The 23,233-nt window shown below is 64.0% G+C and carries 22 protein-coding genes; 5 read left to right on the forward strand and 17 right to left on the reverse strand.

What is annotated here, in order from left to right; genetic code table 11:
* Nucleotides 1-113: 113 nt before the first annotated feature.
* Nucleotides 114-329, reverse strand: a complete 216-nt coding sequence (locus M4J40_RS04505) for a hypothetical protein (protein WP_251752459.1) — start codon at nt 327-329, stop codon at nt 114-116.
* Nucleotides 330-625: 296 nt separating this feature from the next.
* On the opposite strand from M4J40_RS04505, the gene M4J40_RS04510 reads away from it, so the two are divergent.
* Nucleotides 626-3,043 (forward strand): ATP-dependent helicase, encoded by a 2,418-nt coding sequence (locus M4J40_RS04510; protein WP_251752461.1) that lies wholly within the window; start codon nt 626-628, stop codon nt 3,041-3,043.
* A gap of 16 nt (nt 3,044-3,059) precedes the next feature.
* Here the strand turns inward: M4J40_RS04510 and ehuA are convergent, their stop codons facing one another.
* The 9 genes from ehuA to ectA all read right to left on the reverse strand — a co-directional run bounded on the left by ehuA (nt 3,060) and on the right by ectA (nt 11,083).
* The gene (gene ehuA, locus M4J40_RS04515) at nt 3,060-3,830 is read right to left on the reverse strand and encodes an ectoine/hydroxyectoine ABC transporter ATP-binding protein EhuA (protein ID WP_251752463.1); all 771 of its coding nucleotides are present in this window, start codon (nt 3,828-3,830) and stop codon (nt 3,060-3,062) included.
* On the reverse strand, nt 3,827-4,519 hold the full coding sequence (gene ehuD, locus M4J40_RS04520) for an ectoine/hydroxyectoine ABC transporter permease subunit EhuD (RefSeq protein WP_251752465.1): 693 nt from the start codon (nt 4,517-4,519) through the stop codon (nt 3,827-3,829). The genes ehuA and ehuD overlap by 4 nt, the downstream gene beginning before the upstream one ends.
* Before the next feature lie 3 nt (nt 4,520-4,522).
* On the reverse strand, nt 4,523-5,194 hold the full coding sequence (ehuC, locus tag M4J40_RS04525) for an ectoine/hydroxyectoine ABC transporter permease subunit EhuC (RefSeq protein WP_251752467.1): 672 nt from the start codon (nt 5,192-5,194) through the stop codon (nt 4,523-4,525).
* A 183-nt stretch (nt 5,195-5,377) separates the two neighbouring features.
* Entirely contained in the window at nt 5,378-6,241 is an 864-nt protein-coding gene (gene ehuB / locus M4J40_RS04530; protein ID WP_251752469.1) for an ectoine/hydroxyectoine ABC transporter substrate-binding protein EhuB, read from the reverse strand.
* Between the two features lie 64 nt (nt 6,242-6,305).
* Nucleotides 6,306-7,748, reverse strand: a complete 1,443-nt coding sequence (locus tag M4J40_RS04535) for an aspartate kinase (protein ID WP_251752471.1) — start codon at nt 7,746-7,748, stop codon at nt 6,306-6,308.
* 77 nt (nt 7,749-7,825) lie between these two features.
* Nucleotides 7,826-8,755 carry an ectoine hydroxylase gene (gene thpD, locus M4J40_RS04540; protein WP_251752473.1) on the reverse strand — a complete coding sequence of 310 codons (930 nt, stop codon included), beginning with the start codon at nt 8,753-8,755 and terminating at the stop codon, nt 7,826-7,828.
* A 40-nt stretch (nt 8,756-8,795) separates the two neighbouring features.
* Nucleotides 8,796-9,185, reverse strand: a complete 390-nt coding sequence (locus tag M4J40_RS04545; protein WP_251752475.1) for an ectoine synthase — start codon at nt 9,183-9,185, stop codon at nt 8,796-8,798.
* Between the two features lie 15 nt (nt 9,186-9,200).
* On the reverse strand, nt 9,201-10,490 hold the full coding sequence (gene ectB, locus M4J40_RS04550) for a diaminobutyrate--2-oxoglutarate transaminase (protein ID WP_251752477.1): 1,290 nt from the start codon (nt 10,488-10,490) through the stop codon (nt 9,201-9,203).
* A gap of 53 nt (nt 10,491-10,543) precedes the next feature.
* Nucleotides 10,544-11,083 carry a diaminobutyrate acetyltransferase gene (gene ectA / locus M4J40_RS04555; RefSeq protein ID WP_251752479.1) on the reverse strand — a complete coding sequence of 180 codons (540 nt, stop codon included), beginning with the start codon at nt 11,081-11,083 and terminating at the stop codon, nt 10,544-10,546.
* A gap of 311 nt (nt 11,084-11,394) precedes the next feature.
* On the opposite strand from ectA, the gene M4J40_RS04560 reads away from it, so the two are divergent.
* Complete coding sequence (locus M4J40_RS04560) at nt 11,395-11,868, forward strand: MarR family winged helix-turn-helix transcriptional regulator (RefSeq protein WP_251752480.1); 474 nt, start codon at nt 11,395-11,397, stop codon at nt 11,866-11,868.
* Between the two features lie 168 nt (nt 11,869-12,036).
* A complete protein-coding gene (locus M4J40_RS04565; RefSeq protein WP_251752482.1) occupies nt 12,037-13,671 on the forward strand; it encodes a bifunctional UDP-sugar hydrolase/5'-nucleotidase in 1,635 nt (544 codons plus the stop codon).
* 83 nt (nt 13,672-13,754) lie between these two features.
* Here M4J40_RS04565 and M4J40_RS04570 read toward each other — a convergent pair whose 3' ends face one another.
* The 6 genes from M4J40_RS04570 to M4J40_RS04595 all read right to left on the reverse strand — a co-directional run bounded on the left by M4J40_RS04570 (nt 13,755) and on the right by M4J40_RS04595 (nt 20,170).
* Nucleotides 13,755-14,393: a dihydroxyacetone kinase subunit L gene (locus M4J40_RS04570; RefSeq protein WP_251752484.1), complete on the reverse strand. Its 639-nt coding sequence runs from the start codon at nt 14,391-14,393 to the stop codon at nt 13,755-13,757.
* Between the two features lie 10 nt (nt 14,394-14,403).
* Nucleotides 14,404-15,405, reverse strand: a complete 1,002-nt coding sequence (locus tag M4J40_RS04575; protein WP_251752485.1) for a dihydroxyacetone kinase subunit DhaK — start codon at nt 15,403-15,405, stop codon at nt 14,404-14,406.
* A 19-nt stretch (nt 15,406-15,424) separates the two neighbouring features.
* The gene (locus M4J40_RS04580) at nt 15,425-16,459 is read right to left on the reverse strand and encodes an ABC transporter permease (RefSeq protein WP_251752486.1); all 1,035 of its coding nucleotides are present in this window, start codon (nt 16,457-16,459) and stop codon (nt 15,425-15,427) included.
* A complete protein-coding gene (locus tag M4J40_RS04585) occupies nt 16,456-18,003 on the reverse strand; it encodes a sugar ABC transporter ATP-binding protein (RefSeq protein WP_251752487.1) in 1,548 nt (515 codons plus the stop codon). Before M4J40_RS04585 ends, M4J40_RS04580 begins: the two co-directional genes overlap by 4 nt.
* A 104-nt stretch (nt 18,004-18,107) precedes the next feature.
* Nucleotides 18,108-19,091 carry a substrate-binding domain-containing protein gene (locus tag M4J40_RS04590; RefSeq protein ID WP_251752567.1) on the reverse strand — a complete coding sequence of 328 codons (984 nt, stop codon included), beginning with the start codon at nt 19,089-19,091 and terminating at the stop codon, nt 18,108-18,110.
* Nucleotides 19,092-19,183: 92 nt separating this feature from the next.
* Entirely contained in the window at nt 19,184-20,170 is a 987-nt protein-coding gene (locus tag M4J40_RS04595; protein WP_251752488.1) for an ABC transporter permease, read from the reverse strand.
* A gap of 200 nt (nt 20,171-20,370) precedes the next feature.
* Between M4J40_RS04595 and M4J40_RS04600 the strand changes: the two genes are divergently transcribed.
* Together M4J40_RS04600 and M4J40_RS04605 are read left to right on the forward strand one after the other, a co-directional pair.
* Nucleotides 20,371-21,471, forward strand: coding sequence for a LacI family DNA-binding transcriptional regulator (locus M4J40_RS04600; RefSeq protein WP_251752489.1), 1,101 nt, complete (start codon nt 20,371-20,373; stop codon nt 21,469-21,471).
* 147 nt (nt 21,472-21,618) lie between these two features.
* A complete protein-coding gene (locus tag M4J40_RS04605) occupies nt 21,619-22,491 on the forward strand; it encodes a 50S ribosomal protein L11 methyltransferase (protein WP_251752490.1) in 873 nt (290 codons plus the stop codon).
* Between the two features lie 152 nt (nt 22,492-22,643).
* Here the strand turns inward: M4J40_RS04605 and M4J40_RS04610 are convergent, their stop codons facing one another.
* Nucleotides 22,644-22,856 carry a hypothetical protein gene (locus tag M4J40_RS04610; protein ID WP_251752491.1) on the reverse strand — a complete coding sequence of 71 codons (213 nt, stop codon included), beginning with the start codon at nt 22,854-22,856 and terminating at the stop codon, nt 22,644-22,646.
* Nucleotides 22,857-23,233: the final 377 nt, after the last annotated feature.

Raw genomic sequence — 23,233 nt, forward strand, 5'->3', positions numbered from 1 at the left:
GCCAGGGCATCGGCGGCGAGAACGCCTCGTCGCCAACGTCCTTGGTGCGGTGGGCGCCGCAGGCACGGAAATCGAGGCCGGAAGCCCGGCCGACAGGATTTCTATGCATGCCCTCAGCCACGCGACCAGGAGATGGCCAGCGAGGCCAGTTCCGGCGTGGCAGCGACGAGGCCGCCCGCCGTATCGAGATAGTGGCCGGGCTCGAGCCGCCAGGCCTCATTGTCAGCGTCCTCGGCATTCACCGCCATTGCGCGGCCGACATTGGCCGGAGGCACTCCGATGAAATAAGTGTTGATTGCGGTAAGCGTCCCATCGGAGGTCATCTTCATGTCCTCTCTCCTTGGAGAAAAGGCCTGATCGGCGGCCAACGAGACGATTTGGCGCCCAATCCTTGAAGGACCGGTAAACGAAAACCGGAAACTCCCTTTCTAGTCTCCGCAAATACGGTTCAGAACAAAACCGAAAACATAGGCTTTCCTTGGACCATTTCAGAAACTACACGACGTTAGTGAAAAATACCAAGGAAACTACCTTCCATTAACCCAACGCGCCCCACCCGAGATCGGTCGACGGTGGAGACACGACACTCTCGCGCCCGTCGCTTCGTTGCTTTATTGTTCTCGTCATGACTGCTTCCCAGAATCACGACGATACCGACTTCGACGCCTCTCCTTCGCTCGGCATCGCCGCCCGCGCCATAGCCGCCGCCCGCCCCTCCGGTGGCGCCGTCGGCTATCTCAGCGGCATGAACCCCGAGCAGCGCGAGGCGGTTGAGGCGCTGGATGGTCCCGTGCTGGTGCTGGCCGGCGCCGGCACCGGCAAGACGCGCGTCCTGACCACCCGCATCGCCCATATACTGGCGACGCGGCGGGCCTTTCCCTCGCAGATCCTGGCGGTGACCTTCACCAACAAGGCGGCGCGCGAGATGAAGGAGCGCGTCGGCCAACTGGTCGGCGGCGTCGTCGAGGGCATGCCCTGGCTCGGCACCTTCCACTCCATCGGCGTCCGCATGCTGAGGAAGCACGCCGAACTGGTCGGCCTCAAAAGCAACTTCACCATTCTCGACACCGACGACCAGCTTCGCCTCATCAAGCAGTTGATCCAGGCCGAAGGCATCGACGAGAAACGCTGGCCGGCGCGGCAGTTCGCCTCGGCCCTCGACGGTTGGAAGAACAAGGGCCTTCGCCCGGCCGACATTCCCGAGGGCGAGGCGCGCGCCTATGTCAACGGCTTGGGGCGCGAGCTCTACGCCGCCTATCAGGCGCGCCTCAAGGTACTCAATGCGGTCGACTTCGGCGACCTGCTGCTCGAAGCGGTAACGCTCCTGCGCCAGAACCCCGACGTTCTCGCCGACTATCACAAGCGGTTCCGCTTCATCCTGGTCGACGAGTATCAGGACACCAACGTCGTCCAGTATCTCTGGCTGCGCCTCCTCGCCCAGGGCTCGCACAACATCTGCTGCGTCGGCGACGACGACCAGTCGATCTACGGCTGGCGCGGCGCCGAGGTGGACAACATCCTGCGCTACGAGCGCGACTTCCCCGGCGCCAAGGTGATCCGGCTGGAGCGCAACTACCGCTCCACCGCCCACATTCTCGGCGCCGCCTCGCACCTCATCGCCCACAACGAGGCGCGGCTCGGCAAGACGCTGTTCACCGACCTGCCGCAGGCCGACGACGAGGACAAGGTGTTCGTCGCCTCGGCCTGGGACTCCGAAGAGGAAGCCCGTTCGATCGGCGACGAGATCGAGCGGTACCAGCGGTCGGGCACGGCGCTGAACGATATCGCCATCCTCGTTCGCGCCTCTTTCCAGATGCGCGAGTTCGAAGATCGCTTCGTCACCTCCGGCATTCCCTATCGCGTCATCGGCGGCCCTCGTTTCTATGAGCGGGCCGAGATCCGCGACGCCCTCGCCTATTTCCGCATCGTCATGCAGCCGGCCGACGACCTCGCCTTCGAGCGGATCGTCAACACGCCGCGCCGCGGCATCGGCGACACCTCCGTCCGCACCCTGCACGACTACGGCCGCGCGGAGAGCGTGCCGCTCACCGAAGCGACGCGGCAACTGGTCGCCACGGAGGAGTTCAAGGGCAAGACGCGCACGTCGCTGCGCGACTTCCTCGAAAGCGTCGAGCGCTGGCGAGACCTCGTGCCGGCGATGAAGCACACCGAACTCGCCGAACTGATCCTCGACGAGAGCGGCTACACCGCCATGTGGCAGAACGACCGTTCGGCCGAAGCGCCGGGCCGGCTCGAGAACCTCAAGGAGCTCATCCGCTCCATGGACGAGTTCGAGAGCATGGAAGGCTTCCTCGAACACATCTCGCTGGTCATGGACCGCGACAGCGGCGAGGAACTCGACGCCGTGTCCATCATGACGCTGCATTCGGCCAAGGGCCTGGAGTTCGACACGGTGTTCCTGCCCGGTTGGGAGGAAGGCCTGTTCCCGCACCAGCGCGCCCTCGACGAAGGCGGCAGGTCTGGCCTCGAGGAAGAGCGGCGCCTTGCCTATGTCGGCCTGACGCGCGCCAAGAAGCATTGCCTGATCTGGTTCACCTCGAACCGACGCATCCACGGCTCGTGGCAGTCGTCGATCCCCTCGCGGTTCCTCGACGAGTTGCCAGCCGCCCATGTCGAGATCAAGGAAACCGGCAGCGCCTACGGCGGCTACGGCTCGTCCTTCGGCAGGCAGAACCCCTACGGCGCCTCCCGCTTCGACAGCGTCGATCGCTTCCAGTCCAACTACGAGACGCCCGGTTGGCAGCGCGCCCAGAAGGCCCAGAAGGCCGCCGCTGGCGGCCGTGGTGGCTTCTCGGCGCCGTCGCAGTCATCCTATGGACGCAGCCAGCCCAAGCTGATCGAGGGCGAACTGATCGCCAAGTCGGTGGTATCGGGCGCGCCGAAGTTCGGCGTCGGCGACCGGGTGTTCCACGTCAAGTTCGGGCCCGGCACGGTCTCCACCGTCGACGGCAACAAGGTCACCGTCGACTTCGACAAGGCCGGCCAGAAACGGGTGGTGGACAGCTTCCTCGAAAAGGCGTGACCGGACCGCGAGTGCGTTAATCCAGAACCGCCTTCAGGAACTCGCGGGTACGGTCCTCCTTGGGGTCGGTGAACAGCTCTTCGGGCGCGCCCTCCTCACGGATCTGGCCCTGGTCGAAGAAGCAGACGCGGTCCGAGATCTCGCGCGCGAAGCGCATCTCGTGGGTGACCAGCAGCATGGTCAGGTCGTGCTCCTCGGCCAGCCGGCCGATGACGGTGAGCACCTCGCCGACCAGTTCCGGATCGAGCGCCGACGTCGGCTCGTCGAACAGCAGGACGTTCGGCCGCATGGCGAGCGCCCGGGCGATGCCGACGCGCTGCTGCTGGCCGCCGGACAGCTGATGCGGGTACTTCTGCGCCTGATCGGCGAGACCGACGAGTTCAAGCAACTCCTCGGCCCGCTCCCTGGCTTCAGCCTTGCTGAGCCCGAGCACCTTGACCGGCGCCTCGGTGATGTTGCGGAGCACCGTCATGTGCGGGAACAGGTTGAACTGCTGGAACACCATGCCGAGCTGGGCGCGCATCTTGCGCAGATGCGCCTCGCTGGCCGGCTTGAGCCCGTCCGGCCCCTGTTCGTGCCAGAGCGGCTCGCCGTTCACCGTGACCACGCCGCCTTCGATGCCTTCGAGGGTCATCAGGATGCGCAGCACGGTGGACTTGCCCGAGCCGGATGGACCGATGATCGACACCTTCTCGCCGCGCCCGACCTCGAAGTCGAGTTCGTCGAGCACGGTCAAATCGCCGAAGCGCTTGATGACCTTGTCGAACTTGATGATGGGGTCGTTCATTTCAAGGGTATCCCCTGCTTGGGCAGCCAGCCGTCGAGCAGGCGCACGCCCGCCGACGCGACCAGCGTCATGACCAGATAAAGGCCGCCGACCATGGAGAGCGGCACGAGATAGTTGAACGTCCTGTCGCCGACGATCTTGGCGACGTTGAGCATCTCCAGCACCGTCACCACCGACAGCACGGGCACGTCCTTCATGATCGAGACGAGATAGTTGCCCATGGCCGGCACGATGCGCGGCACGGCCTGCGGCACGACGATGTGGGTGAAGGTGCGGGACGCCGAGAGGTTCAGCGCGCGCGCCGCCTCGTGCTGGTCCTTGGCCACCGCTTCGATCCCGGCGCGATACACCTCCGAGGTATAGGCGCTGTACTGGATGCCGAGCGCCAGCGTCCCCGTCATGAAGGCGGGCAAGACGATGCCGTATTCGGGCAGCACGTAATAGAGAAAGAACAGCTGGACGAGCAGCGGCGTATCCCGGATGAACTCGGTCATGAGCGACGCCGGCCAGGAGATGACCCGGAACGGAGCCGCCTTCAGCACGGCCCAGATCAGTCCCAGCGCCAACGCCACGGCAAAGCCGATCACCGTTGCCTGGATCGTCACCCACATTCCGATCAAGAGGATCGGCAGGATCGAGGCGGCGTAGGTCGCCGGGCTCGAAAGGTCCCATTCGAATCCGAACAACATGGCCTAGCTCCTCGCCCTGCGCCAACGCGTGACGTAGCGTTCCAGGCCGCGCATCAGAACGGTGAGAACCAGCGCCATGCCGAAGTACATCGCCAGCAGCATCGAGTAGATCGTGGTGCTGTCCTGGGTGTAGTTGCGGATCTGCTCGGCCCTGAACGTCAGGTCGCCCAGGCTGATGAGGGACACCAGCGCGGTGTCCTTGAGATTCTGAACGGCGAGATTGCCGAAGGGCGGCATCATCTCCGGAATGGCCTGCGGGATCACGATGTCCCACAGCGTCTGCCGCTCTGTGAAGTTCAGCGCCCGAGCCGCTTCGCGCTGATCGGGATGGACGGACGCGATGGCGCCCCGAACCACCTCGGCGCCATAGGCGCCAATGTTGAGGCTGAGCGCCAGAACGCCGGCGAGAACGGGGGGAAGCCGCAGATCGATGCCGATCGCACTGCCGGCCAGCGGCAAGGCGAAGTACAGCCAGAAAAGCTGAACCAGCAGCGACGTTCCACGAAAGAGTTCAATATAGGCCACACAAATGGCGTTGATCGTCCGATGGCGGGAAAGCTTGCCGATACCGGAGGCAAAGGCCAACACGGCGCCCAGGACCGTCGAATACAGCGTCAACTGGACGGTGACCCAGGCGCCCTGCATCAGGGGCTCAATATAGTCTGTCAATTGCATGAATTGATCCAGCCTACTTGGGCATCATCCGACCGGAGTGTCGCGAGGATCGATAAGATGATGCTTCAAAACAAATCTTGGAGCGTCGATCCGATGCAACGGACCGAACTCTGCTCCAAAGGGGTAACGCGCCAAAGGCGGGCGCCGTAGCACCCGCCCAAGGCAGCTCTCGGGAGAATGAGGCTACTTGGCCGCGCAGAGCTCGGCCGTCGTGTGCATGCCCGAACCGTCGACATCGGCCTGGGTAAAGCCGTAACCGGTCAGGACCTTGGACCACTCGGGCGTCTTCTTGAACTTGGCGAGGGAGTCATTGACGGCATCGCGAAGCTCTTCGTTGCCCATGGCGAAGGTGAAACCACCCCAGCTGCGCACCGCCTCGCCATCGATGACCGGATCGGTGAACTTGCCGGCGACCTCGACGCCCTTGCCCTGCTTGGCAAGACCGCTGACGGTCAGGCCGGTGGCGGCGTAGGCGTCGGCGCGGCCGGTCGACACCGTCGAGATGGCGTCGGCATTGGAGGCGATCGTCACCAGGTTGCCCTCGGACACGCCCAGCTTCTGCATCATCTCCAGCTGATCGGCGCCGGCCATGATGGCGACCTTCAGCTCCGGCTTGGCGGCGAAGTCGGCATAGGCGTGAATGTCCTTGGGGTTGCCCTCGGCCACCAGCAGCCCTTCGCCATAGGACGTGTTGGGCTCCGAGAACAGCACCTGGCCACAGCGGTCCGGCCGGATCGCCATTTCGGCGGCGACCATGTCGAAGCGATCGGCCTTGAGCCCCGGAATGAGCGAGGAGAAGTTGGTGGTGACCCACTCGATCTTCTCGATGCCGAGATCCTTCATCAGGGCCTTGGCGACATCGGGTCCGGCGCCCATTGCCTCGCCTTTCGGATCGACGTAGCCGTAGGGGATCTCGTTGGCGACGGCGATGCGGATCGTCCCCGCCTCGCGGATCTTTTCAAGCGACGCGGCGCTGGCCGCGCCGGCCACCGCCACGAGAGCCAGCGTCGAAACCGCCAGCATGGCCGTCTTGCTCAAGATGTTCATGTCATCCTCCTGTGTTGGGATAGGAAATGTCCGGCCGCGCCCCGTCGGCGGCGACCGGCAGCGGTCAGGCGACCGCGGATAGCTGCACTGGCTCCGTCAGCGCCCAGTCCTCGACCAGCCCCTTGTGCAGGGCCGATATCGCCGCCTCGAAATCGGCCGGCTCGACGATGATCTGCAGGTCGACCTTGCGGATGAGATCATGCACGCCGAGCGGACAGATGCCGGCCGACGCCAGAACGCCGATGGCGCTGGTCAGGATCGAGATGTCGCCGATGTTGCGGCCGATGGCCGACACGAGCGACACCTTGCGCAGGGTCATCTGGGCAGTCGGGAAGGCCCTGGCGAGGTCGGCCTTGACCGCCTCTATCGCCTTCGCCTTGCCCTTGAGGAAATGGGTGATGGTGTTGGCATTCGACGTCTTGGACAGAATGCCCACCTTGTGCCGCTTCAGCGCATCGAGGATCGCCGAGTCGTAACCCTTCACCCCCACCATGTCCTGGTCGTGGAACTCGAAGGCGAAGACGTTGCGGATGCCGGTGACGATCTCCACCTGCGGCGCTCCGGCCCCGAGGTCGGCGCGAAACACCGTTCCCTCGTGATCGGGCTCGAAGGCGTTCTTGACGCGAAGGGGAATGCCGGCCTGCCTCAGCCCCTTGGCGGCGCGCGGATGGATCGCCTCCATGCCCAGGTTGGAGAGCTGGTCGGCCACGTCGTAGTTGGTCTCGCCGATGACCCGCACGCTCTCCAGCCCAACCACGCAAGGGTCGGCCGAGGAGAGGTGGAACTCCTTGTGGATGATCGCCTCGCGCGCGCCGGTGACCACGGCCACCCGCGACAGGGTGACCTCGCTGTAGCCCCGGTCGTAGGTGCCCATCAGCACCTCGCGGCACTGCGCATAGCCGGTGACGATGGGGAGCTCGGAAGCAAGGTCGACATCGGTGAAGGCGTGCTCGATCACCTCGTCAAGCGGCAACTGGCGATCGTCGCGCCAGCCCGTGAGGTCGACGAGGCGCGACCGAATCCCGCGCCGATCGAGCAGCAGCGTGGTGTTGAAGGCCGAGTGCGCCTCTCCGAGCGAGGCCAGCATTTCGCGGACGGTCAGCAGGTGCTGGTCGAGCCGGAAGTGACCCGACGAGCAAAGACGCCTGAGGTCGACAAGGCACGAGCGGACGCCTTCGACCCGCTCGTGAACGAAACCGTCGGCGATCCGGCGGTCGTTGGGGTCGGTGAAGATTCGCTCGTTTTGCGAACGCATCTGGTCGGCGACGCCGGTCAGGGCATCGGCCCAGGCGGCTCCCTTGTCTGCGTCGGCGAAAAGGGCGTAGACCCCCGGCTTGCCGGTCTTCTTGTGCTCCAGGAGCGCGTTGGTGATACCGGCATAGGCCGACACCACGAAAATTCGGTTGTAGAGCGCCGCGCCCGTGCGATCGCCGATCAGCACGGTATCCAGCAGCTCTCCGGTTCGGGACATCGAGGTGCCGCCGATCTTCTCAACGGTATGGCTCATGTTCGTCTCGGTCATGGGTTCTCAGTCGCTGCCCCGACAAGGGAAGCGCTGCCTTTATTGGTCATCACTCGAAATGGTCAGCCCAGCTCGCCGCTCTCAATGGCGAGCGGCGCCTGCGGATCACGCGAACTCAGAAACGCCGGCCGAGGCGCCTTGGCGGCAAACGGAGCGCCGAGACGGTTGGACCATGCGTTGTAGACGAAGAAGGCGTTCGAACGCGGGAACGGCGTGATGTTGCCGTTCGAGCCGTGCAGGGTGTTGCAGTCGAACAGGATCACCGTGCCGGCGCGGCCGGCGGCATAGTCGATGCCAAACTGCTCGGCCATCCGGGCCAGGCTCTCGTGGGACGGCACGCCGATTTCCTGCCGCTTCAGCGAAGTCTTGTGGTTGTCCTCCGGCGTCTCGCCGGCGCAAGCCACGAAGGTCCGGTGCGAGCCGGGGATGAGCATCAGCGGTCCATTCAGCGGGCCGTTGTCGGTCAGCAGGATCGAGGCCGAAATCGCTCGCATGCGCGGCATGCCGTCCTCGGCGTGCCAAGTCTCGAAGTCGGAGTGCCAGTAGAACTCCTTGCCGGTGAAGCCGGGCTTATAGTTGAGACGCGACTGGTGCAGATAGACGTCGTCGTCCAGCAGGAAGCTGACGCGGCCAGCGACGCGCCGATCGCGCGCGAGACGGGCGAACAGCGCGCTCTGCTCGTCGAGACGGAACACGGTGCGGACCTCGTCGGAATCCGGCTCGGTGATGACGTCCTCCGGCGCCAGGCCGGCGCCGCCCGAGCGAAGCCCCGCCGACTCCCCTTGCAGAGCGGCGATCTCCGTTTCGGAGAACACGTTTTCGAGGATGAGGAATCCGTTCTTGTCGAACGCCTGCATCTCCGCGCGGGTCAACGGCGCTTCCGGGCTCCATTGCCGCCAGACGGTGGGGTCCTTCCGCTCAAGCCAGCGTTCCTGCGGCAAGCGGGTCGGATAGTCGTCGTGATTGGCGTTGTTGATGGCTGGTAATGTCATGTCGACGCCTTTCGTTGTTCGATTGGAAAGCGGGACAGGCTCACGCGTCTTCAAGGGGAGCGTAGGAGCCATCGGCGCGATGGACTTCCTGGCCGCTCACCGGCGGGTTGAAGCAGCAGGCCATGACCATTTCGCTTTTGGCCGACAGGCGATGTCGATCGTGGAGATCGAGCGCGTACATGACGCCCGGCCGGATCTGGTGAACGACCCCGGTATCGAGCTCTTCGATGGTCCCTTCGCCCGAGACGCAGTAGACGCTCTCGAAGTGGTGCTTGTAGTGGAAGACGTGGCTGGTTCCCGCGTGGATGCGGGTGATGTGGAAGCTGAAGCCCATGGCATCGCCCGCCAGCAGCAGACGCGTGCTGTCCCAGCCATCGGCCTTGACCAGACGATCGGTGTTGCGCGCCTCGGTGAGATCTCTGACGATCATTTTTCTTTTTCTCCCTTACTCGGCCGCCGCCCGGTGCGATCCCGCGACCGAGCCGAAGGCCGCTTCCAGGACATCGAGGCCGGCGGCGAGTTCGGCCTTGGTAATGGTGAGCGGGGCGAGCACCTTGACGACTTCGTCGAAGCTGCCGGAAGTCTCGATGATCAGACCGTTCTCGAAGCATCGCTTGCAGATGGCGGAGGCCTGCTCGCCACTGCCGGTCTCGATGCCCAGCATCATGCCGCGCCCCTTGACGCGCAGACCGTAGTCATCGGCGATGGCTTCGAGGCGGCGGGCAAGATAATCCGCCTTCTCGGCGACCTTTCCGGCAAAGCCGTCGTCGGCCCAGAACTTCTCCAGCGCCGCCGCCGCCGTGACGAAGGCATGGTTGTTACCCCGGAAGGTGCCGTTGTGCTCGGCCGGCTTCCAGATGTCGTATTGCGGCTTGATCAGCGCCACCGCCAGCGGCAACCCCATGCCCGACAGGGACTTGGCCATGGTGATGATGTCGGGCGACAGGCCCATGCCGTCGAACGAGAAGAACCCGCCGGTACGGCCGCAGCCCGCCTGGATGTCGTCGATGATGAACAGCGCCCCATGACGACGGGCGATGTCCTGGATCTGGCGCAGCCATTCCGGGGACGCCGCGTTGAGCCCGCCCTCGCCCTGCACCGTTTCCACGATGATGGCCGCCGGCGCGTCGATGCCGCTGGAGGGATCGGACAACTGGCTGTCCAGAAGATCGGCGGTATTGATGTCGGGGCCGTAATAGCCGTCGAAGGCCGCCCGGGTGACGCCAGACAACGGCGTCGACGCTCCGCCCCGGTGCTTGCCGTTGCCGGTCGCAGCCAATGCGCCCAGAGTCACGCCATGAAAGCCGTTGGTGAAGGAAATGACGTTGTCTCGGCCGGTGACCTTGCGCGCCAGCTTGAGCGCGGCCTCCACCGCGTTGGCGCCGGTCGGCCCCGTGAACTGCACCCGATGGTCGAGCCCGCGCGGCTTGAGAATGAAACGCTCGAACCTGTCGAGAAACCGCTTCTTGGCGCTCGTGAACATGTCGAGCCCGTGCGCGATGCCGTCGCTGGCGACATAGTCGATCAGCGCCGCCTTGAGGTCGGGGTCGTTGTGCCCATAGTTCAGGCTTGAGCAACCGGCGAGGAAATCGGTGTAGGCGTTGCCCGCGATATCGTAGAGGGTCGCGCCCTGCGCTCGGTTGAACATCTCGGGAAAGCTGCGCGAGTAAGATCTTACCCGGCTCTCGACGCGGTCGAACGTGGCAAGGGGCGTCACGCTTGCAGATGCTGTCATTGGTCGGGGCCTCCTGTGGTCTTGATGGGCGGGAACGGCGGGTTGAGGGCGCGTTACGCCTTCAACCCTGCGATCTGTCCCCGCTCGAACGGTCCGATGGTCACGCCCATTTCGCTGTCGTGCGTGCCATCGAAGTGCGTATCCCGCGAAAAAAGCTCGGAACGCTGGATCTGAGCGCCCATGGCTCGGGCAACCGAACCGAACAGCGCCCATGAAGCGGCATTGTCCTCGGTGATCGTGCACTCGAGGTAGCGGATGCCCCTGGAGGCATCGCGGCCGAGAACCTCACCGATGAGCGCCTTGGCCACACCCTGCCCGCGCGCCTTCCGCCCAACGCAAACCTGCCAGACGAACAGCGTGTCGTCCCGCCCCGGCGGCACGTAGCCCGACAACCACCCCACGACCTCGCCATTCAGTTCGGCGATGGCGCAGGTCTGTGCGAAATGGCTGCACTGCAACAGGTTGCAGTAGAGCGAGTTCCTATCGAGCGACGGCGTCGAGTCGATCAGCCTCCAGACGGAAGGTCCGTCGTCGGCCCGTGGCGCCCTGACCAGAGGCGAGGCATTTTCGCGCGCCACCGCCAGAGCAATCAAACCAAAATCGCCATAAACCATGCAGACAATTTAGCTATATCAAACTAAGTGTCAACCCTTCGATCCGCCAAACCCCTTATGCGAAACCTCAAAATAGCGCCATATGCCAAGGGAAATAGCAACTTAAGGCGATATACAAATTTCATACACGCACCATTAATGCCCTGCGATAAGACCATATAATTAGCTGAATCTAACGATATAGACTTTTGGCTATCAGCTTGGGTTTGACAGGTTTGCGGGATATGATCGCCGCAACGATCGATACGGGTGCCAATTTGGAAGACCTGACCAAACGAGCCTTGACCGCGATGCGCAGGATCCTGCGAACGACAGAGCTCAACAGCAAGCAGGTGATGCGGGAAACCGGCCTCACTCCCTCTCAGCTCATTTTCATGCAGATCCTCGACGAGGGGCACGAGCAGACGGCCGGCCAGATCGCCGCGCGCATGGGCATCACCCAGGCGACGACCACCGTCCTGCTCCAGAAGCTCGAGGCGATGGGCATGATCCAGCGTCGCCGGGGCGAGCACGACCGGCGTCAGGTGTGGCTGTCGTTGACCGCGGCCGGCCAGAAGGCCCTCGCCATCTCCCCGGACGGAGCCCATGCCCAGTTCCACAAGCAGTTCATGGCGCTACGGGATTGGGAGCAGGCCATGCTGATCGCCTCGCTGGAGCGCGTCGCGGCCATGCTCGGCGATCACGAGCCGGACGTCGCAGCCGTGCTCGACTCCTCCGAGATGCTGGCCGGGCAGGAACACGCCCGTACCGAGACCACGAGCTAGCCACCAAGGCTCGGTCTCCGGCGACTGGAGGCGGCTCCCTGTCATAAAAACCGATCCTCGCCGTGCAAAACTGCCCGCCATGGCTTGAAGCCGACAGGCGGAACACGCCAAGATTGCCTGAGCGACCGCGCCACACGGCCGGCGCAGCATGAACGGGGAGACAGGAGCATGACGAAAAGACTGGCCATCGGCATTCTTTCGGCCGGCGCACTGGCGCTTTCGGCCGGCACGGCGCTGGCCGACTTCCAGCTCACCATCCTGCATATCAACGACTTTCACTCCCGCATCGAGCCCATCAACAAATACGACTCCACCTGCTCGGCCAAGGAGAGCGACGCGGGCGAATGCTTCGGCGGTATCGCCCGCGTGAAGAGCGCCATCGACGCCAAGCGCGCGGAGCTGGCGGACGCCAACCTCTTGGTGCTCGATGCCGGCGACGAGTTCCAGGGCTCGCTCTACTACAGCAAGTTCAAGAGCGGCCCGGTCGCCGAGTTCATGAACGGTATCGGCTTCGACGCCATGGCCATCGGCAACCATGAGTTCGACGACGGCCCGGAGGAGCTCGACAAGCTGATCGGCGCGGTGAAGTTCCCGATCATCTCCGGCAACACAATCTCGTCGAAGGGTTCGCTGCTCGACGGCAAGTACAAGGGCTACGTCATCAAGGAGATCGGCGGCGAGAAGGTCGCGGTCGTCTCGGTGCTGGCGACCGATACCGCCGAGACCTCCTCGCCCGGCAAGGACACCACCTTCGAGGACGAGATCGCCTATCTTCAGAAGGCGGTGAAGGAGATCCAGGCCGAAGGCGTCAACAAGATCGTCGCCCTCACCCACGTCGGCTACGTCAAGGACCAGGAAATCGCGGCCAAGGTCGACGGCATCGACGTGATCGTCGGCGGCCACAGCCATACCTACCTGTCGTCCACCGACGAGAAGGCGTCCGGCCCCTATCCGACGCTGGTGAAGGGCCCGTCGGGCGTACAGGTGCCTATCGTCACCGCCTACGCCTATTCCAAGTATCTCGGCGACCTCACCGTCAACTTCAACGACCGGGGCGTCGTCACCGCCACCAAGGGCGCGCCGATCCTGCTCGACGCCTCGGTGACGCCGGACGAGGGCTACGCCGCGCGGGTCAAGGAACTGGGCAAGCCGCTCGAGGAACTGAAGGCCAAGGTGGTCGGCTCGGCCGCCGACACCATCGACGGCGACCGCAAGTCCTGCCGCGCCGTCGAATGCTCCATGGGCAACCTCGTCGCCGACGCCGCGCTCGACCGCGTCGCCAGCCAGGGCATCACCATCTCCATCGCCAACGGCGGCGGCCTCCGGGCGTCGATCGACGCCGGCGACGTCACCATGGGCGAGGTGCTGACCGTGCTGCCGTTCCAGAACACCGTCGCCACCTTCCAGATCGACGGCGCCGGCATCAAGGAAGCGCTGGAGAATGGCGTCAGCCAGGTCGACGAAGGCGCCGGCCGCTTCCCGCAAGTGTCCGGCCTGAAGTATACGTTCGACCGCTCGAAGCCGGTCGGCAGCCGCGTCACCTCCGTCGAGGTGAAGGAAGGCGATGCATTCGTGCCGCTCGACCCGGCCAAGACCTACGGCGTCGTCACCAACAACTACGTGCGCGGCGGCGGCGACGGCTTCAAGACCTTCGCCACCAAGGCGGTCAACGCCTACGATTACGGTCCGAACCTCGAGGACGTGGTGGCCGAGTACCTGACCACCCACAACCCCTACAAGCCCTACACCGACGGTCGCATCACCGACGCGACCCCGGCCGACTACGTGCCGCCGAAGAAGTAACGGCGCAAAGATCCGTCCCAAAACGCGTCAAGCCGGGGCACGCTTATGCCCCGGCTTTTCTGCCCTGACACTCGGAGGAAGTGTCAGCCCGCCTTAACGAACGCGGCCATGGTGTCGACGATGAACATGGCGACCGTCGCACCCGCATCCTGCAAGCCACGCGATTTTTCCTGGAACGCCGCCGCCTTGCCGTGCTGGGCGACGAGGAGCTTGGTGGCTTCGAGCGACTTGGCGGCGACCTCCGAGGCCTCCGCGAGGGCCGCCTCGAGCGACTTGCCGCTTGCGGCGGCCGCCTCAAGGCTGACGGCGACCGGGTCGAGCACGTCGAGCACCGTCTTGTCGCCGACCTTGGCCTTGCCGCGCTCCTGGACGCCATCGCGATAGGCGCGCCAGAAGGCGGCCATCTCGGCGGTCCCGATCGTCTCTGCCGCGTCCACCGCCTTGCCACCCCGCATGAAGCCGGTGGCCGTCAGCGTGCCCATGGTCGAGGGAGCCGCCTTGGCGATCGACAATCCGGCCTTGCTGAACAGTTTGCCGACCGAGCCGTCCGTCGCAGCGGCGACCGCTGCGTGGGCGGCGGCGAACGACTTGCTCATGGTGATGCCGAGATCGCTGTCGCCGACCTTGCCGTCCAGCGCGATCAGAAACTCGCGCTGATCGGCGAACGTCTTCTCCAGAGCCGCGAACAGCCCCACCACGTCATTGGCTGTCAAAGCCTGCATCGCCCTCTCCTCACCGACCGACGTGCGTGAAGAACGGCGTGCGCGCCGGCGCCGCCATCAGACGATCGAGCTCGGGATCCAGCTTGAGGACGGAGATCGAGGCGCCCGCCATTTCCATGGCGGTGGCGAACTCGCCGATCCACACATGCTTGACCTTGACGTTGCGGGCGGCAAACAGCTGCGAGACGCGGCGGTAGAAAATGTAGAGCTCTTCGCGCGGCGTGCCGCCAAGACCGTTGACCAGCACGGCCACTTCGCCGGCCTTGCCATAGTCCTGTTCCTTGAAGATGCGGTCCATCATCTCGTCGACCACCGCGTCGGCCGGCTCCAGCTTCCGGCGGCTGATGCCCGGCTCGCCATGGATCCCCATGCCGATCTCCATATCGTCCTCGCCGAGCGAGAAAGTCGCATGGCCCACTTCCGGCACGACGCAGCTGGACAGGGCGACGCCGATGGTGCGGGTGTTGAGGCGCGCCTTGTCGGCAAGGCGAGTGACCTCGTCGAGGTCGAGCCCCTCGGCCGCCGCGGCACCGGCCGCCTTGTAGACGAAGAAGATGCCGGCGACGCCGCGCCGCTTGTGCTCCTCGCCGACGACCGACGAAGCGGCATCGTCGTTGCCCACCACCGACGTCACGCGGATGCCGTCGACATCCGCCATCTCGGCGGCCATGTCGAAGTTGATGATGTCGCCTGTGTAGTTGCCGTAAATGTAGAGAACGCCGGCGCCCTGGTCGATGTACTTGGTCACTTCGTACATCTGATCGGAGCTCGGCGACTGGAACACGCCGCCGACCGCGCAACCGTCGAGCATGCCGTCGCCGACATAGCCCAGGAACAACGGCAGATGGCCGGAGCCGCCGCCGGTGGCGATACCCACCTTGCCCTTCTTGGGATGAGCCGTGACGTAGCAGCGCTTGTCATCGTTGGTGTAGGTCACGTCAGGATGGGCGGCGTAGATGCCCTCGAGCATCTCGTCGACGAAATCCTTGGGATCGTTGAGAAACTTCTTCATGGCCTTTCCTTCCTAAGGTCTAGTTCCGACGCTGGCGCACGACGAAGAAGGCCGCGGCGAGCAAAATGAATGTTCCGACGACGAAGCGCTGCCAGGTGCTGGGAATTCCCACCATCACCAGCACGTTGTTGATGACGGTGACCAGCAGCACGCCGAGCAGCGTACCGATCACCGTGCCGGTGCCACCGGTAATGCGGGCGCCACCGAGCACAACGGCCGCGATGACGTTGATTTCCGTGCCGACAAGATCGAAGGGATTGGCGAGGCGATTGCTGCTGACGTGAATGATGCCAGCAAGACCGGCTAATGCCCCGGCGAAACCGAAGAGGAACAGGTGGACGGTCCTGAGGTTGTAACCAAGCCTCTCCGCCACCCGGGCGCTACCTCCCATGGCGAAGATCGCCCGCCCCATCAGCGTGCGGTTCAGGATCCACCAGGTCAACACGGCGGCGGCAGGCAGCACCAGCACATAAAGGGGAAGCGTGACGACGGCGCCATTGGAGTTGGTGAACTGCACCATCGGCGCCCGGCCGAAGGTCAGCATCTGCTCGGGCAACGCCATGATCCACACGGTGCCGACGAAGGCCAGGAGGATGCCGCGAAACAGATACTGGGTCCCGATGGTGACGATCATCGCCGGAACGCCGAAGTTGTAGACCAGGAAGCCGTTGAACATGCCGAGCAGAACTCCGCCGCCCACCGCCATGGCCAGCACGAGAACCATCGGCAACCCCGGTGCGTAGCTCGTGGTCAGAAGAGTGATCGAATACATCGTCAGCGCGGCAATGGCCGTGAACGACACGTCGATGCCGCCGGCGGCGAGGATGACGAACACGCCGAGAGCGAACAGGCCGGTGACGACGCTGGCGCGCCCGATGTCGATCAGCGACGACGGCTGCAGGAAGTCCGGATTGAGGATGGCGACAACGACGCAGATCACCACCAGCAGTGCCGCCGTCACCGTCTCGGGATACTTGTGGACAAAGCCGGCAAAGCCGAGGCGGTCTCCGTCTCGTTCGGCCGTCCGCGCCTTTCCGGTCGAGAACAGGGTCATTGGACGGTCTCCGAATTTGACGCCAGCATGGCGTGATAGATGTCCTCCTCGGTCGCCTCGGAGGCATCGAGGTCGGCAACGAAGCGCCCACCGTTCATCACCAGGATGCGGTCGCAGTTCTGCAGCAGCTCCGGCAGGTCGTCGCTGATCACGATGAGCCCGATCCCCCGTTCCGCCAGAACCTGGATGGCGCGATAGATGGTGTCCTTGGACCCGACGTCGACGCCGACGGTCGGGCCGTGCAGGAGCAGGATCTTCGGTTCGATGGTGAGCCAACGCCCAATCAGCACGCGCTGCTGATTGCCGCCGGACAGCGAACCGACGGGCATGTCGATGTCGGTGGTGTTGAGCCGCATGTCCTTGGCGACTTCGGCGGCGATCTCGCGTCCCCTGCCGTCATCGATGACGCCCCAGGAGTTGGCAAGCTTGGCCACCACCAGCGCTATTTCGTTGTCGAGGATGGACTTTTCCAGAAACAGCCCTTCGTCGAGCCGGTTTTCCGGCACATAGCCGATGCCGTGCCGAATGGAATCGGAGGGATGACGAATGCGCGCCTTGGCTCCCCCGACGGCTATCGCCCCGGAGGCGGCCGGGCGAACCCCGGAAATGGCCAGCGCCAACTCGTTGCGACCGGAGTCGGCAAGGCCGGTGATTCCGAGGATCTCGCCCCGTCGGAGGCTGAAATTGACGTCGAAGAAGCTTGGCGAGGCGGTCAGCCCCTGCACGAGCAACAGCTCCTCGTCCGCCGGCTTGCCGACGCGATAGCGGTGCGCGTCGATCTTGCGACCGGTCATCAGCTCGGCGATATCGGCCTTGCTGTAGCTCGCGAGCGGCCCCTGCGCCACGCACTCGCCATCGCGGAAGACAATGGCATGCCCGCCGATGCGGTAGCACTCGTCGAGCTTGTGGGTAACGAACAGCACCGCGATGTTGTCGGCCCGAAGACGCGACACGACCTCGATCAGGTTTTCGACCTCGCGTCGGGTGAGCGATGTTGTCGGCTCGTCCATGATGACGAGCTTGGCCTTGGTGGCAATCGCCCTGGCGATCGCCACGAGCTGACGCTGAGCGAGCGGCAACTCGGATACCACGGACGTCAGAAAGGATCGCGTTGTCGGCAGCCCGACCGAGGCGAGCGCCGCGCTGGCGGTCACCCGCAACTGGTTCCGGTCCAGACGTCGGACAAGACGCCCCTCGCCATGCACAAGCTGCTCGCTGAGCGCCACGTTCTCGGCGACCGTCAGGTTGGGAATGAGAGACAGATCCTGGTAGACCGTCTCGATGCCGGCGGCGAGCGACTGAATGGGCGTCAGAGCCGAGAAGCTCTCTCCGTTCAGGATGATTTCGCCCTCGGTTGGCGATATGGCGCCCGACATCACCTTGATGACGGTGCTTTTGCCGCAACCATTCTCACCGAGCAGGTGGTAGGCTTGGCCGAGTTCCAGAGTCAGGTCGACACCGCGCAACGCATGAACGCCGCCAAAGCGCTTATGAATCTGCCTGAGCTGCAGGAAACACTGGTCGGTCTGCGAGTCTTCCGCCACTCCCAGAATCCTTTCATGACTTCACCCGGGCCGGCGCTACGGACAGCCGCGGGAGTTCCCGAAGGACCGAAGTCCTCCGGGGTTTCGTTGCAATGGCTGGACGATCAGAAGAGATGAGCCTTGTAGCTGTCCTTGTCGTCTAGCATCATGCCGTTGCCGATCACCAGCAGGCCCTCGCCGGCGCCCTTGGTGACGGTGACGCTGTTGTAGCCCTCGACGCCGAGGTCCATGCCGGTCTTGAGCTCCTTCTTCTCGAGAAGCAGCTTGGCGACAGCGTTCATCGCCATTCCGGCCTTTTGGGGATCCCAATAGCCGATGGCCGTGATGGCGCCGGAATCGAGATAGGGCGCCGACGGGTTCGGCAGACCGGTGCCCACCAGACAGACCTTGCCGGCGAGACCGGCTTCCTCGATGGCGCGACCGACGCCGAGCACATCGTTGCCGGCAGAGGTTTGGAAGCCCGCGAGATCCGGGTGCTTGCGCAGCAGCTCCTTGGCCTTCTCATAGGTGCCGTTGGCGTCATCGAACGACTCGTTGTTCGGATCGACCAGCTCCATGTCCGGATACTTCTTGGCGTTCTCCTCGCCAGCGCCAACCCACTGCATGTGCGTGCGGCTGCCGAGCGAACCGACAAAGGTCGTCCACTTGCCCTTCTTGCCCATGCACGAGGCGAGACGCTCATTGAGGGCGGCGCCATAGAACGAGTTATCGAAGGCTTCGACGTCGGCCATGGTGTTGACCTGGTTGTCGGCCTCATGGGTGACGACGATGGTGCCGCGCTCCATGGCCCGCTTCAACGTGCCTTCAAGAACCGCCGGATCCATGGGAACCACCGCCAGCGCGTTGACGCCCTTTGCGACGAGATCCTGAACGATCTGCAACTGCTGGGCCGAGTCCGACGTCGCCGGACCATACTGGGTGGCGACCACATCCGGGTTGGCGGCCTGGAAGGCCTTGACGCCCGTCTCGAGGCGATCGAACCAGGGAATACCGGCGATCTTGACCACGGTGGCGATCACCGGCTTGTCGTCGGCGGTCGCGAAACCCGTCGTCGCAGCGACGACCGTGGTGGCCATCAGCGCGGCCATGACCGTGCGAATGCTTTTCTTCATTTTCTTCTCCTCCACTAATTCCCCCAATTTCTCCCGTCCGACGCGTGGGGGAAGCGCGGTCGGCTGACCTAGCGACGCTTGTCGGGGAACACGAAGCTGACGAGGTCGTACCGGGCGATCGCAAGGAAGGTGAGCAACAGCGCACCCCAGGCGAAATCGCGAACGAAGTTGGACAGACCGCCAAAGTTGAGCAGGCTGGACATCAGCTGCAGCGCGACCGCCGAAAAAACGACGCAGACGATTCGTCCGTAGCCTCCCTCCGGACGAACGCCGGCCATCACCGCGATCAGAATGGCGATCAACAGATAGGACGCACCGTAATCCCACTTAACGTTTACGTTACGCGCGGCGATGATTACGCCCGACAATCCGGAAAGCGTGCCGCTCAACGCGTAGGTGGCCATCACCACCGCCGATCTGGGGAAGCCGGCATAAAGAGCCGCCTTGGGATTGGACCCCGACAGCATCAGCCACCGGCCGAACGGCGAAAACTTGAGCGCGGCGCCAACCAGCGTTGCGACGACGATGAACACGATGAAGCTGATCGGCGCACCAAACCAGAACTCGTTCCCGATCGACGACAGCGGCTCAGGGCTCCCAACGACCACGGCCTTGCCGCCGGAAACGATGACTGACAGGCCGGTGAACGCCATCTGCGTGCCCAGCGTGCAGAGGATCGGCGTAATTCCGAAGCGGGTAATCAGGGTGCCGTTGACCAGACCACCCAGGAAGCCAATGACCAGGGCGCCGAAAATGAACAGGGCCGAATAGAGCCCCTCCTGCTCGACGTTCGAGACGAAGTGGGCGACGATCACCGCCGACAGCACACCCGACAGATTGGCAAGCGCGATGCCCGAGAGATCGATGCCGCCATCGCCGGCGCACATCGCCAGCATGACGCCGATCGCCAGCAGCCCGATCTCCGGCACCTGTCCGGCCATCGATTGCAGATTGAAGATGGACAGGAAAGCCCCGTCCGAGATGGCCGCCCCGAGCCCCAAGAGGATCACATTGATGGCAGCGAGGACCAGAAACTGGCCGTCCACTCTCCTCACCGTCCCCTCCATTTGTTTATTGAAAAATACGTTAGTTTAGTAAATCATAGGCGGCGTTTATTGGCAACGCAAGACCATCTCCGCGCATTAGCCAAAAGTCGAGTCCGCCCCAGCCGGTGTTGGCTGGCCAAACTGGCCTTTGTTTAGTAAACGGGATAAAGTGGTGACGACGCGTGGGAAATCGAAGAAGCAAGCGTGGAATGAGTGACAAGAAGCCCCTGACAATGAGGGACATCGCCAAGGCGGCTGGCGTCTCTGCGGCAACCGTCTCGCTGGTCCTAAACGGAAAGGGCGAGATATCGGGAGCGACACGCGCCAAGGTGCTCGACGTCGTCGCCGACCTGAACTACGTGCCGCGACCGGCGCGCGTCCGGGCGCCCGACGGGGCCAATGACACCCTGCGTTTCCTGAAGATCGCCAAGCACGGACACACCGTGAATCGCGACCATAGCCATTTCATTTCCGACTACATCGACGGCATGTCGCAGGAAGCGACACGGCGAGGTTATTCCCTGGAAGTGGTCAGCCACGAGCGGGAGACCATTCAGGGCATTGTCCAGTCGCTGGCCGCGACCGGCGTCAAGGGGGTGGTGGCTCTTGGCACCGAGCTCAGCGAAGCCGACATCCGCCTGCTGCTCACGACCGGGATCCCCACGGTGTTCATCGACACCTTTCACGAGCTGATCGACGCCAATTTCGTCAACATGAACAACGAGGATGCGGTCTACAAGGTCTTGTCGCGCTTCAAGTCGCAAGGCTTTCAGGACATAGGCTTTGTCGCAAGTCCCGTCGAAACGACCAACTTCGGTTTGCGCCGCCAGGCATTTACCAAGAACATGCTGCGGCTTGACCTGCCGATACGCGAGGAGAACACGCTCTGGGTCGAGTCGACCTTCGATGGCGCCTACGAGGCGACGGCGCAGCACCTCGCCTCCGGCGGCAAACTGGCGGAGTGCTATTTCTGCACCAACGACGTGATCGCCTATGGCTTCATCAAGGCGCTAAGGGAACACAACATTCGCATTCCCGCCGACGTGTCGATCATCGGCTTCGACAATTTGCCGATGAGCGTCACCATGGACCCGCCACTGACCACCATCGACGTATCGAAGCGCAAGATCGGCTATCTGGCCATCACCATACTCGATGACCTGATCAACGCATCCGAGCTCCAGCCGCCAGTGAAGATCCTGGTAGGGGCCGATCTGGTCGTTCGGTCGAGCGACAAGCAGGCGAAGCGAAGGAAGCCCCTGCTGCCTTCGACAGGGAAAGACCCCTCCGACAAGGGGGAAGCGGCCTGATCGCTCACCGACGGCCTGGAGTGACGCCCCACCCCTTGCCCGGACGCGCATCTCGAATACCCGTGCATGTCGATGAGGTCTCGCTTTGACAAGCTGTCGGGCTGCGACTAAACCGCCGCCAGCCCGGATTTCACCTCAGGAACCGCCATGCGCCAGTACCAGCTCCATGTTCCCGCCGCCGATGCGGCGGCCGCCGAGACGATTGCCGATGCGGTCGAGGCCGCCTTCGTCGAAGCCGGTCCAGTGAGCTGGTATGAGACCGACGATGGCTGGGCGGTGGATGGCTTCTTCTTTGCCGAGGATGGCGACGAGATTCTGGCTCCCGCCCGCGCCGCCCTCGGCGGCATCGTCGATGCCGCGCTGGTAACGGTCGAGCCGGTTCCCGAGGATGTCGACTGGGTGGCGCAGAGCCTCGAAGGCCTGAGCCCGGTGGTCGCCGGCCGCTTCGTGGTGCATGGCGCCCATGATCGCGACCGCATTCCCAAGGGGCTGATCGGCCTCCAGATCGAGGCGAACCAGGCCTTCGGCACCGGTCACCACCCGACCACCTGGGGCTGCCTGACGGCGCTGACCCGCCTGCTCGCCGTCTATCGCTTCGACAACGTGTTCGACCTTGGCACCGGATCGGGCGTCCTCGCTATCGGTATCGCGCTCGCCACCAAGCGGCCGGTGCTCGCCTCCGACATCGACCCGCTGGCGGTTGAAATCGCTTTGGAAAATGCCGAGATCAACGGCGCCGCCAACCTCGTCACGGCGGTAACCGCCGCCGGCTTCGCTCACCCGGCCATCGTCGGCCGCAAGTTCGACCTGATCGTCGCCAACATCCTGGCCGACCCGCTGAAGATGCTGTCGCCGCAGTTCCGCACCCACGCCCAGCCGGGCGCGGCCGTGGTTCTCTCGGGTATCCTCAGAACCCAGGCCGAGAGCGTGCTCGCCGCCTTCCGCGCACAAGGCTTCGTGCGCGAGCGACACCTCGTCAAGGATGTCTGGAGCACGCTGGTGCTGCGTTACGCCGGCTGAAAACAGACCTCATACCGTTTCCGTCGGGTTTCGACCTTTCGGGCGGAACCCGACGGGAGCAGAAGCGCCCGACCGGGCGCCGGCCGGTCCGGCCGAAACCCGCTTGAGCCACCCGCTTGAGCCGGATGCGTCCGGATCAAGCGGAACGCGTATCACAGAGCGGCGTCGATGGCGCGCGACCGCATGATTCCGGTCGAGCTGCGACCGGATCCCTGCTCGCGCCCGGCCTGGTCGTCCATGGACGCGAGATAAGGCGCGACATAACGCTGTGCCTGCCGCTCGCGCGTGCCGAGCGTGGTCTCGTAGGTCCTGCGGAAAACGCCACTTCGGTAGGATGTGGCGGTAGTTGGGGCAAATCGGCTCATTTTAGCACCTCTTGAATGTTATCGGCGTCCGCCGACCGTTCTCAAAAGCGCCGTTATCCTCATGGGACGCGAAACCAGCCCTCCGAACTGCTCTTATAGTAGCAGACTACGACTTTAGTATGAACGAATGACATTGCAGGCCACCCTTGCAGGTGACTCATGGCTGCCGCCTCCCTTTCGCCGCAACCCTCACTTGCCGCCGGATTCGCGCCAAAAGGGTGAATGAAGGATAACCGCCTCGACTGGCCCGAAGCCGGGCCAAGGCTCTCCGACGGTATCCGGCGACGTATGGCGCCGGATGGAGCAGTGCTCCCGGAAAGGCCATCCTTGACGACTCCCGAAGCCAGGGGCCACAACTCTCGCTCTTTCGAGCATGG

It is taken from the genome of Pleomorphomonas sp. JP5 (genome assembly GCF_023721815.1).
GTDB lineage: Bacteria > Pseudomonadota > Alphaproteobacteria > Rhizobiales > Pleomorphomonadaceae > Pleomorphomonas.